Here is an 11,401-nt window from a genome sequence, read left to right as displayed (position 1 = left end):
GAAGTCAGTAACATATATATACGGCAAGGCGACGCTGACGTGGTTTGAAGAGATTTTGAGTATAATCTTTCTCGAAGCGCTATTACCCCTTTTTTGTCCCCTGAAATCGAGTAGGAGCTAAGACTAGCTCCCTTATCTAAGTATCGGAATACGGCTGTTCAACTAAACTTTAGAAAGAACTTCTCCCCCTTCTCTCAGTTCACAGAAGCGTTTTATACATACCGTCCTATATTTCATGAACAAGACGTTTTCAGGCTAGCATCCTATCAGACAATCTATTTTAAAGATAACCGTGACTCAGGATCACTTCTATCTGTCGTTTTCTCTTTATAGTGATAGACCTCACGGGATAAGTCGTACATCTATCCTCGTTTATACAAGATATGAGGACGTTAAAAGGTTACAGTGAAAATAGGAAATCTTAGTACGAATTCAATTACTCTCGTGCTTTATGTACTACCTTTTTGGAATTTAGAGTTCTGAGCCCCCTTATCCACTATATACACCTTACTATCACGTTCCTGTTCGTAGAGCCACGATTTCGCTATCCCTTCCTCTGACGATTCTTATTTCCAGCGACAGACTTAAAACGGTCTATCCCCAGACCGTTTTAACCCGCTACCTCACGATAGTCAGGCTTGGGAATCGCTATTTGACTCGCCGAGAACTTTGACATCAGATATACTATAACAAAGTGAAATAAGAATCAAACAATTTAATTTTAAAATTCAAATCAATTGATAACAATATTTTAGAAGATATCCTGTGCTATTCCAGATTCAGTTTGCTATACATGCCCGTTGTACCACAAAATCCCGTGTCTGATGAGGCACGGGATTTTTTAGCTTCTTTACTGAGATGGATTGTCTTTTTTAGTTCGTGCCAATCTCAGAGCACGATTTGGATTGAGACGATTAAATAGTTCTTCCAATTTCTTTTCATTCCAAACATCTGCGGCGGAAACAAAATTGCCATCCGCATCTCGGAAAGATATCGGTTTATCTCCCATACTAGTCTCCTAGTCTACAAATTCAAATTCAAATTTACCAATGCGGACCAAATCCCCATCCTTAGCACCACGCGCACGAAGGGCTTCATCAACCCCCATACCACGTAATTGACGGGCAAATTTCATGACTGATTCGTCACGATCAAAGTTGGTCATATTAAAGAGTTTCATCAGTTTTTCACCGGAAAGTACCCATGTCGCATCGTCATCACGGCTAATTTCAAAGGCTTTCTCTTCCTCGTCAAATCCATAGTAAGCTTCTTCTTCCATATCGGACTCGTCGTAAAGCAAGAATTCTGGTGTCTTGTCTAACAATTCAGCTGTAGCATCTAAAAGTGTTGCCAGACCTTGCTTGGTCAATCCAGAAATTGGGAAGATAGCTGGTAACTCTTCAAATTCATCGTGGTTTTCAGCCAATTTTTTCTTGAATTCTTCAAGATTTTCCTGACTCTCAGGCATATCCATCTTATTGGCTACAATAATCTGCGGACGCTCCATGAGGCGAAGATTGTATGACTCCAACTCTTTATTGATTGCTAGGTAGTCCTCATAAGGATCACGACCTTCGCTAGCTGACATATCAATGATGTGAAGGATAACACGTGTACGCTCAATGTGACGGAGGAACTGAGTTCCCAAACCAACACCTTGACTAGCGCCTTCAATCAAACCTGGTAAATCAGCTACTGCAAAGGATTCACCTGATTGGGTGCGAACCATACCTAGATTTGGCACAATGGTCGTAAAGTGGTAGGCGCCGATTTTTGGTTTAGCAGATGTGATAACACTTAAAAGAGTTGATTTCCCTACAGATGGGAAACCTACTAAACCGACATCTGCCAAGATTTTTAGTTCCAATTGTAACTCACGTTCCTGACCTGGTTCTCCATTTTCAGAGATTTCCGGTGCAGGATTTTTTGGTGTCGCAAAGCGGATGTTTCCACGTCCACCACGACCACCGTGGGCTACAATAAATTCTTGCCCATGTTCAATCAAATCTGTTAAAACTTTGCCAGTCTCTGCATCACGGACAGTCGTACCTTGCGGCACTCGAACTCTGAGGTCCTCTGCACCACGACCATGCATCCCTTTAGTCATTCCTTTTTCACCAGAATCAGCCTTGAAATGACGGTTATAACGGAAATCCATCAAGGTACGTAGTCCTTCGTCTACAACGAAGACGACATTGCCTCCACGACCACCGTCACCACCCCAAGGACCGCCATTAGGGACATATTTTTCACGGCGAAAGGCAACCATGCCATCACCACCATTACCAGCCTTGACCTTAATCTTGGCTGTATCTAAAAACATACTCATTTTTTCTTCTCACTTTAAAAAAGGGCTGGGAAATCCCAGTCACTAAATTTTCTTGAATCTATTTTATAGATTACTGAGGGCACCAATTGCAGTTGCGAAAATTCCCAATAAACTTGCTACTAGCATGATAATCACGATAAACAAGGTTATTTTCTCAAACATAGTTTTTTTACGATTTCCATTATCTCCAAATGCCATTTTTATCTCCTTCGTTACATTCTATTTTCTATTATCTTAGCATGAATTGAGCTAGTTTTCAATAGTCACTTGCTACTGGTGCAATAATCCATAAAATGATATAAGCTACAATTCCCGCTCCGTAACAGCAAGCAAGAACACCCCATATTACGCGAACGATAGTTGGATCAATATCAAAATAATTTGCGACCCCAGCACATACTCCAGCAATTTTTTGATCACGACCACTTCTCATCAATTGTTTTTTCATAGCTATTCCTCTTTCTATTCTTCATGGTCTTTCCAATAATCTCTGATGCTGATTAACTGTGTTTTTGAAGCCTTCAGCATGCGTCTAGAGCCTTTTACGGGTACAGCAACCACCTGTTGTGGAAGATACAAAACTGTCTTAAAGATACGCTGACTGACCGTATCATCTTTGGCTAAATCTTTCTGGAAATTATTTGAAATAATAGCATCAAGATAAAATTCATGCACCCGTTTTCCAAAATTCTCAGCTGAAATCTCATACAATTTTTCTGATAAGGTATGCTCATTCATATCTGGCGTTGCAATCAGGGCTTCTAAAATGGCTCCAGCCAAATCATACTCGCCGTAATACAAGGTACCAAACATTTTATCACTAATAAGATTGTCCAGATACGGATTTCCGTGAGCAATAACAGGCGTTCCACTAGCTAAGCTTTCCAAGTAGGTCAAACCCTGCGTTTCACTTGTCGATGCCGAGATGAAGAAATCTGCCGCCTTATAATAAAGAGCCGTCTCACTAGGAGCAATCATCCCTGTAAAGACAACAGAGTCTTGAATCTCTAGTTTCTGAGCTTGCTCTTTGAGATCATCCAGATAAGGACCATCCCCAGCTACCACCAGTTTAACCTTGTCTTCTTTCAGAACTTCTGCAAAGGCTGCTAAAACTGCTTGAATATTTTTTTCATAGGAAATTCTCGAAAGACTCAGCAACATCTTTTCATCATCTTGAATCCCTAGTTTACTACGCAGTTCTTTCAAATTTTCTTGCTTGATTTCTGGACGTTCAAACTTGGCTAATTCAATCCCAGTTGGAATGACCCGTTTTTCAACCTTGACCTTATAGTCAGATAGTAAATCACGAACAATCTCACTCGGGCAAATAACCCCATCCACGTCATGAAGGAAACCTCTGACCAGATACTTGACCATACTCGGACGAATCAGCATTCCCTTAGCAATATAATGCACATAGTCTTCGTACTGGGTATGATAGGTATGGATAACTGGAATCTTCAATTCACGCGCAATCCAAATCCCCAACAAGCCAAGAGAAAATTCTGTCTGGGTATGGATAATATCTAACTGGTACTGTTTGGCAATTTCCAGTGCCTTGCTAAAACCTCGATAGGCAAAGCGGCGGTCCTTAAAAGCAAAGAAGGGAACACTTGGGATGCGGATAATTTGCCAATCTTCGTAGCGATTGACATCCTTATCTGTCGTCGTAAAGATAAAAACAGCATGTCCCTGCTTTTCAAGTTCTGTTTTCAAGGTTCGAATACTGGTCGCAACACCAGAAACCTGAGGAAAATAGGTATCTGTAAATAAACCAATTCGCATAGATTACCTCACTTTTTACTTTCTCCCTAAAGCGGCTTGTTTCTCATAAAAGTTCAACCAGATTTGTAACAGATGCTCTTCAGAATACTCTCTGGAAATATTCTTAGCCTTTTCTTTGAGATCTTTTAAGGCAGCAGGATTTGCTTGATATTCCAAAATAGCCTCTTTCATCTCTTCTCTACCCGCTGTCGCCCGATAATTTCCCTCCAAAATCACCTTATAGAGATCTAAATCACGCAACATAATAGGAGCCTCACAACTCGCAGCTTCTAAAATAGTCATAGGAAAGAGCTCATTGTAACTAGGCAACAAGAAAAGATCCGCTAGAGCATACAATTCGCGCATCCGCTCTGGCGATACAATGCCTGGAAACATCAAATTTTCAGGTGGATTTTCCATGATTTTCTTGTAGCGTTCATAACCATCTGTCATGCCACCAAAAGAGAAACCGCCAGCCCAGATAAAGGTAATCTGTGGCAATTCCTCAGCCAGACGGATAAAATCATCAATCCCTTTGCGTTTCTGAACTTGACCAGCACCTACTACGATAAACTGATTGTCACTAAGACCTAGCTCTGTTCGCAGTCTGACTACCTCTTCTTGTGGAAGTGGATGCCATTTTTCCTTGTTTACAAAGTTAGGAATATAAGTCACTTTTTCACGTGGAATACCAGCTGCCACCAAATCCTCGATAAACATCGGATTGACCACCACCAAGTGCTCCATCCGGTTGTAAAAAGAAAATACATAGCGTTTCACAATTCCCTTTAAGAAAAATGGAATTTTCAAACTTCCCTCAAGTGTATCAGGCAAGAAATGCACATAGCCAATCTTTCTCCCTGAGCGTTTCTTTTGGAATGTTGATAAATAATAGGGGAAATCAATTGTATGAAAGTGAGTCACATCTGCCTCTATTGGAAGATTTTCTGTAACAATCAATTGGTCCTTTGCATCTCGGTGAAGAAGACGAACTAATTCACGGTAAGCACCTGAAACTCCTTGTCCTGCTACTTTCTCACTTGAACTCAACATATTGATGCGTAATTTCTTTTTTTCCATAACTACTATTATATCATTTTCTTTGAATAAAATCAGCAAAAGAAAGGAGAGACTAGAGGAAAAGAGGGGGAAATTTCCTCACTTTTCCAACGGTCTCTCACATGCTTTTATATGTTCACTTAATGCCTAGGGCAATGCGTGCATAGCGACTCATTTTTTCAACTGTCCAGGCCGGATACCAGACTAATTTGACCTCAGTATCCGTTACTTCTGGAACCTCTGTCATGGCATCATAAATCTGATCCGTCAAAAGGTCTGCTAGAGGACATCCCATAGTTGTCAAAGTCATATCAATCTCTGTTTGCCCTGTGTCGCCGTCAAAACGAATCTCATAAATCAAACCAAGATTGACAATATCGATTCCCAACTCAGGGTCGATAACTTCTTCCAAGGCTGATAAAATTCGTGTTTTGATATTTTCAATTTGCTCTTCTGTATAAGCCATATTTTCCTCACTCTTAGTCTTCAATAAAATCACGAAGCGGTTTGCTACGACTTGGTTGGCGTAGTTTTCTCAAAGCCTTGGCTTCAATCTGACGGATACGCTCACGAGTGACATTAAAGACTTTACCCACATCTTCAAGGGTGCGCATTTTTCCATCATCTAGTCCAAAACGTAGACGCAGAACATTTTCTTCACGGTCTGTAAGAGTATCCAAGACCTCATCCAACTGCTCACGCAAGACGATACGAGTTGTATAGTCCACTGGATTTTCAATCACTTCATCTTCGATAAAATCCCCAAGGTGGCTATCATCCTCTTCACCGATCGGTGTTTCAAGGGATACCGGTTCTTGGGCAATCTTCAAGATTTCACGAACCTTATCAGGTGTCATATCCATACGTTCAGCGATTTGTTCTGGCGTTGGATCCTGTCCCAATTCTTGAAGGAGATTACGCTGTTCACGAACAAGCTTGTTAATCGTTTCAACCATGTGAACTGGGATACGAATAGTACGAGCTTGATCCGCAATAGCACGAGTGATTGCTTGACGAATCCACCAAGTTGCGTAAGTTGAGAACTTGAATCCTTTAGAATAGTCAAACTTGTCAACCGCCTTCATCAAGCCCATATTTCCTTCTTGAATCAAGTCAAGGAACTGCATACCACGGCCGACATAGCGTTTGGCAATAGAAACAACCAAACGAAGGTTGGCTTCCGCAAGACGTTGTTTGGCTTCAATATCACCAGCTTCAACAGCTAGTGCCAATTCTTTTTCCTCTTCATTGGTCAAGAGAGGAACGACCCCGATTTCTTTCAAGTACATACGGACAGGGTCATTAACCTTAGCCGAAGTTGAACCAATCAAGTCCTCATCGCTGAGTTCTGGCTCTTCTTCAGTGCTAAGAACACGCGCACTTGGATTTCCTTCGTTATCTGTGATAGAAATTCCTGCATCTTGAATCCGTTGCAAGAGATCTTCAATCCCATCAGCGTCCAAGGTAAAAGGAACGACAAGACTAGCATTGATTTCATCATCTGTTGCTGTCCCTTTTTGCTTATGATTACGGATAAATTCTGCTACTTGTACGTCAAATGTTGTTACTTCTTTTTGTTTTGTTGCCATTATTACTCCATTCTTCTCTTTTGGGAAATTAAACGTTCCAATTCTTCTAAGGCTGTGTCGGTATCTCCTACATGGCTAGCTTCCTGCACCTTCTTTTTGATTCTCATATTGTCCTGATTCAAGAGAGCCTTGTTTCGAGTCATTTCTACTTCACTAAGTTCCTGCGGTGACATCTCAGCAGGCAAATCCTGAGCTAAGACTTGGTACCAAGCTCTTTCAACTTCCTCTGTCTGTTCTGCTAGAACTTCTGGAGGAAGATTGCCATACTGGCCAAGCAAGTCATATAAGACCTGAAATTCAGGTGTGTTAAATGAAAAGTCTTCTCGCAAACGGTAATCGTTTAAAACAAGAGGGGAGTCCATCATTCGATAAAGTAGATGAGCTTCTGCCCTCATAATAGCCGATAACTGCTTGGTGACAGGCATAGTGATTTGCGTCGGTCTGGAAACCCCTTCCATGCGATTCTGCCTTTGTGCCTGACGGCTTTCATTAACAATCTGCTCAATCTGGGCATAATCAAAGGATGCCAGACTGTCAGCTAAAATATGAATATAGCTGTTTTGAGCAGTGATAGACTTTTCTTGAACAATCAAGGGAGCTATTTTTTCAATAAACTCAATCTGGGCCTGCAGATTTTCACTGTTTTCAGGCTTGTACTGGTGAATGTAAAACTCAATCGGACTAATACGAGTTTTTGTTAATAGATAGGCCAAGTCTTCTGGTCCATTTTTTTGTAGATACTCATCTGGATCCAAGTTATCAGGCATGCTGACGATTTGAACAGGTATATCACCAATTTCGTCCAGCGCTTTCAAAGTCGCGGCTTGCCCAGCCTTATCGCCATCGTAAACAAGAACCAACTTCTTGGTTAACCTTTTCAGATGCTCAACATGCTCACGACTCAAGGCTGTTCCCATGGACGCCACAGCGTTTTCGATTCCAGCCCGATAGGCTGCGATGACATCCATGAACCCTTCCATCAGGTAAATCTCACTGGCTTTACCAGAAGATTTTTTTGCCCTATCCATATGATATAATTCGTAACTTTTGTTAAAAATTGCAGTCGAACGGCTATTTTTATACTTAGAAGTTTGTGAATCCGTTTTCTGCCAGATACGACCTGAGAAGGCAATAACCTTTCCCTGATCATTTGTCAGGGGAAACATAATCCGATTGTGAAAGGTATCTACAAATTGATTAGCATCCGATAGATAAAACAGTCCCGAATCCAAAAAATCCTCTTCACGATATTGACCAGACAAACGTTGATACAGATATTTTCGTTCTGGAGGTGCTAAACCAATCCGAAAATGCTTGAGCACTTCATCTGTCAAACCACGCTGATAAAGGTAGTTTCTGGCCTCTTCGCCCATGGTCGTTGTCATGAGAATAGCATGATAAAATTTGGCAGCATCTTCGTGCATATCATAAAGAGCTTGGTGAGGCGAGGCTGGCCTCTGCTCACTATAAAGCGGTTTTTCCACCTCTATACCGACACGCTGACCTAAGATTTGGACAGCCTCTATAAAGGGAACCCCTTGGTACTCCTCTATGAACTTAAAGACATCACCAGATCGGCCACAACCAAAACAGTGGTAAAACTGCTTATCCTCTACAACGTTGAAAGAAGGTGTTTTTTCACCATGAAAAGGACAGAGCCCTAGATAGTTCCGTCCTGCCTTTTGTAAAGAAATCACATCTCCTATGACTTCCACAATGTTGGCATTGTTTTTGATTTCTTCAATGACTTGTTTGTCAACCATACACAATACCTCCATGTTATCATAGTTTACTTTATATAGTATACTTTATTTCAGAAAAAAAGTAAACCATTTCACTCATTTTCCTTACTTTATTCAAAGAGCTGATAATAATCAGAGATTTTCATTTTTGCTTTTTCTTCTTGGTTCAAATCTTGGATAATCCGTCCTTCTTTCATGACAATCAGACGATTACCATATTTTAAAGCATCTTCCATATGGTGGGTAATCATAAGGGCTGTCAGCTGGTCTTTCTTGACAAATTCATCCGTCAATTCCATCAAGGCGACACTTGTCTTTGGATCAAGGGCTGCAGTATGCTCGTCTAACAAGAGTAATTCAGGTCGCTTCAAGGTTGCCATCAAGAGACTCAAGGCCTGTCTTTGCCCACCTGATAAGAACTCAATCGGTGTATTCAAGTGTTTCTCAAGACCATTTCCTACTTTTTCAATAGTTGCCTGAAACTCATCCTTATAGCTAGCAAGACGTCTCGGAAACAGTCCACGTTTTTCACCACGAAACTTGGCAATCAAAAGATTTTCAGCTACTGTCATACGAGGAGCTGTCCCCATCTTGGGATCTTGGAAGACTCGAGACAGATACTTAGCCCGCTTCTCTGGTGAAAACTTGGTAACATCTTCACCCAAAATACGGATAGTTCCACTGGTTAGTGATAAGGTTCCTGCAATAGTGTTAAAGAGAGTTGATTTCCCAGCACCATTTCCACCTAAAATCGTGATGAAATCCTGTTCAAAAATTTCTAAGGAAACATCATTTAAAATAATCTTTTCTTCATCAAAGCCATTTTTAACGACTTTGGTTGCATTTTTTAATTCTACAATTGCTGTCATTTGCTTAATTTGGCTCCTTTCAAGATTGTTTGCTTAAATGTTGGAATCATGAGGCAGACTGCCAAAATCACGGCGCTATACAAACGAAGGTAACTTGTATTAAAGCCAAGCGCGATAACTGCCCATACTAAGAATTGATAGGCGATAGAACCGACAACGATAGTAACCAAACGCTCTGCCAAGTTCAAACTCTTGAAAATAACTTCTCCAATAATCAAACTTGCAAGCCCCACAACGATGACACCAATTCCTCGAGATACATCAGCATAACCTTCTTGCTGGGCAATGAGGGCACCTGCAAGGGCAATCACACCATTTGATAAGACCAAGCCCATCAGCTCCATGCGCCCAGTATGAATCCCGAAACTTCTAGCCATATCAGGATTGTCACCTGTAGCAATATAGGCTTGTCCGAGTTTGGTGTCCAAGAAAAAGAGCATGAGAGCAATGACAAGACTCACAAAGATAAGACCTGTCAAAAGTTGATTCAAGTCTGAATCAAAAGGCAAGGCATCCTGAATTTGCTTGGTTCCAAGCAAGCCTAAATTTGCACGTCCCATAATCAAGAGCATGATAGAGTAACAGGAAGTCATCACCAAAATCCCTGAGAGCAAGGTTGGAATCTTCCCTTTTGTATAAAGAAGTCCTGCTACCATTCCAGCTAAACAACCTGCTCCTACAGCAAGCAGTGTCGCTAAAAAAGGGTTCACGCCTTTGGTTATCAGAGTGACAGCAACAGCTCCCCCAAGAGGGAAGGAACCTTCTGTCGTCATATCTGGAAAGTTCAAAATCCTAAATGTCATAAAGATTCCCAGACCTAGAATAGCCCAGACAAATCCTTGAGAAATAATGGAAACAATCATATTTTATTTAATCCTTTCTATATTCATCTTTTTAAAAAATGGGAAGAGTCTCCTCCTCCCTACCTTATTTATTCGATGACTTGTCCTGCTTCTTTGAGAACAGACTCAGGAATCGTAACACCTAGTTCTTGTGCTATTTTTTTATTGATGACTGACTTACCAGTTGAAAAGACATTGACTGGGGTATCGGCTGGTTTTGCACCTTTCAAGACTTGCGCAATCATTTTTCCAGTTGCCACACCAAGGTCATGTTGGTCAACTACAACTGATGCCAAACCACCTACTTCTACCATAGCTGTCGCACTTGGATAAATTGGTTTCTTAGAACTTTGATTGCTAGAGACAACCGTTGGAAATCCTGATGCAATGGTGTTATCAATTGGAACCCAAATAGCATCTACCTTGCTAGTCATAACAGTGACAGTTGAGGCAATTTCATTTGTTGAAGGAACTGCAAATGTTTCCACTGTCAGACCTGCTTTTTCAGCATAAGCCTTAAATTCTTCGACCTGTGTTTTTGAATTGTCTTCGCTACTTGAGTAAAGAGCTCCGATTGTTTTCACATTCGGTGTCAGAGCCTTGATGAGTTCAACTTGTTGTTGAGCTGGATTGTGGTCAGATACCCCTGTAATGTTGCCACCTGGTTTTTTCAAATCTTTGACCAAGTTAGCACCAATTGGGTCTGTAATAGCGGCCATGATAACTGGTAGGTCTTTTGTTGCACTAGACAAACCTTGAGCAGCTGGTGTTGCGATACCAACCACAAGGTCATTGCCATTTGCAACCAATTGTTTACTCATTGTCGCAACCTTACTTTGGTCACCTTCTGAGTTCATAAAATCGATTTTAACTTGATCATCTTTATATCCTTCTTCTGCAAGTCCGTCTTGAATCCCTTTATAAATCAAATCAAGGGATGGATGGCTCACAAATTGAAGCACACCAATCTTGGCTATTTTCTTCTCATCCTTATTATTCTGAGCTTCTGATTTATTCATTGAAGAGTAAATCAAGCTTCCTGCTACTAAGACTGCTAATGCAGCGATAATTCCAATTAAACGTTTATTTTTCATTCTATTTCTCCTTTTTAATTCCTTTAAAATACTTCACTTATCTAATACTCTTCGAAAATCTCTTCAAACCACGTCAGCTTCACCTTGCCGTAGCTATGGTTACTGACTTCGTC

General features: G+C 40.9%; 12 protein-coding genes. All 12 read right to left on the bottom strand.

What is annotated here, in order from left to right:
• Positions 1-850: 850 nt before the first annotated feature.
• The 12 genes from HT701_RS09655 to trpX all read right to left on the bottom strand — a co-directional run bounded on the left by HT701_RS09655 (position 851) and on the right by trpX (position 11,288).
• Positions 851-1,009: a hypothetical protein gene (locus tag HT701_RS09655; protein ID WP_007284777.1), complete on the bottom strand. Its 159-nt coding sequence runs from the start codon at positions 1,007-1,009 to the stop codon at positions 851-853.
• Between the two features lie 9 nt (positions 1,010-1,018).
• Complete coding sequence (gene obgE, locus HT701_RS09650; RefSeq protein WP_172931469.1) at positions 1,019-2,329, bottom strand: GTPase ObgE; 1,311 nt, start codon at positions 2,327-2,329, stop codon at positions 1,019-1,021.
• A 63-nt stretch (positions 2,330-2,392) separates the two neighbouring features.
• Positions 2,393-2,527 carry a DUF4044 domain-containing protein gene (locus HT701_RS09645; protein WP_000863859.1) on the bottom strand — a complete coding sequence of 45 codons (135 nt, stop codon included), beginning with the start codon at positions 2,525-2,527 and terminating at the stop codon, positions 2,393-2,395.
• Positions 2,528-2,585: 58 nt separating this feature from the next.
• Entirely contained in the window at positions 2,586-2,762 is a 177-nt protein-coding gene (locus tag HT701_RS09640; RefSeq protein WP_119947565.1) for a PspC domain-containing protein, read from the bottom strand.
• 29 nt (positions 2,763-2,791) lie between these two features.
• Complete coding sequence (locus HT701_RS09635) at positions 2,792-4,114, bottom strand: glycosyltransferase family 4 protein (protein ID WP_172931468.1); 1,323 nt, start codon at positions 4,112-4,114, stop codon at positions 2,792-2,794.
• Between the two features lie 15 nt (positions 4,115-4,129).
• Complete coding sequence (gene cpoA, locus HT701_RS09630) at positions 4,130-5,173, bottom strand: alpha-galactosylglucosyldiacylglycerol synthase (protein ID WP_166727866.1); 1,044 nt, start codon at positions 5,171-5,173, stop codon at positions 4,130-4,132.
• A gap of 115 nt (positions 5,174-5,288) precedes the next feature.
• A complete protein-coding gene (locus HT701_RS09625; protein ID WP_000331925.1) occupies positions 5,289-5,618 on the bottom strand; it encodes a metal-sulfur cluster assembly factor in 330 nt (109 codons plus the stop codon).
• A 13-nt stretch (positions 5,619-5,631) separates the two neighbouring features.
• Positions 5,632-6,741: an RNA polymerase sigma factor RpoD gene (rpoD, locus tag HT701_RS09620; RefSeq protein ID WP_000201907.1), complete on the bottom strand. Its 1,110-nt coding sequence runs from the start codon at positions 6,739-6,741 to the stop codon at positions 5,632-5,634.
• Positions 6,742-6,743: 2 nt separating this feature from the next.
• A complete protein-coding gene (gene dnaG / locus HT701_RS09615; protein WP_172931467.1) occupies positions 6,744-8,504 on the bottom strand; it encodes a DNA primase in 1,761 nt (586 codons plus the stop codon).
• An 89-nt stretch (positions 8,505-8,593) separates the two neighbouring features.
• On the bottom strand, positions 8,594-9,352 hold the full coding sequence (locus HT701_RS09610; protein WP_020901797.1) for an ABC transporter ATP-binding protein: 759 nt from the start codon (positions 9,350-9,352) through the stop codon (positions 8,594-8,596).
• Complete coding sequence (locus HT701_RS09605) at positions 9,349-10,215, bottom strand: ABC transporter permease (RefSeq protein ID WP_172931466.1); 867 nt, start codon at positions 10,213-10,215, stop codon at positions 9,349-9,351. The genes HT701_RS09610 and HT701_RS09605 overlap by 4 nt, the downstream gene beginning before the upstream one ends.
• A gap of 68 nt (positions 10,216-10,283) precedes the next feature.
• The gene (trpX, locus tag HT701_RS09600) at positions 10,284-11,288 is read right to left on the bottom strand and encodes a tryptophan ABC transporter substrate-binding protein (RefSeq protein WP_172931465.1); all 1,005 of its coding nucleotides are present in this window, start codon (positions 11,286-11,288) and stop codon (positions 10,284-10,286) included.
• Between the last annotated feature and the right edge of the window lie 113 nt (positions 11,289-11,401).

Source organism: Streptococcus sp. 10824 (genome assembly GCF_013276595.1).
In the GTDB taxonomy this organism is placed as follows: Bacteria; Bacillota; Bacilli; order Lactobacillales; family Streptococcaceae; genus Streptococcus; species Streptococcus pseudopneumoniae.
Note: the sequence above shows the minus strand (reverse complement) of the source record. Positions and strands in the feature narration are given on the sequence as shown.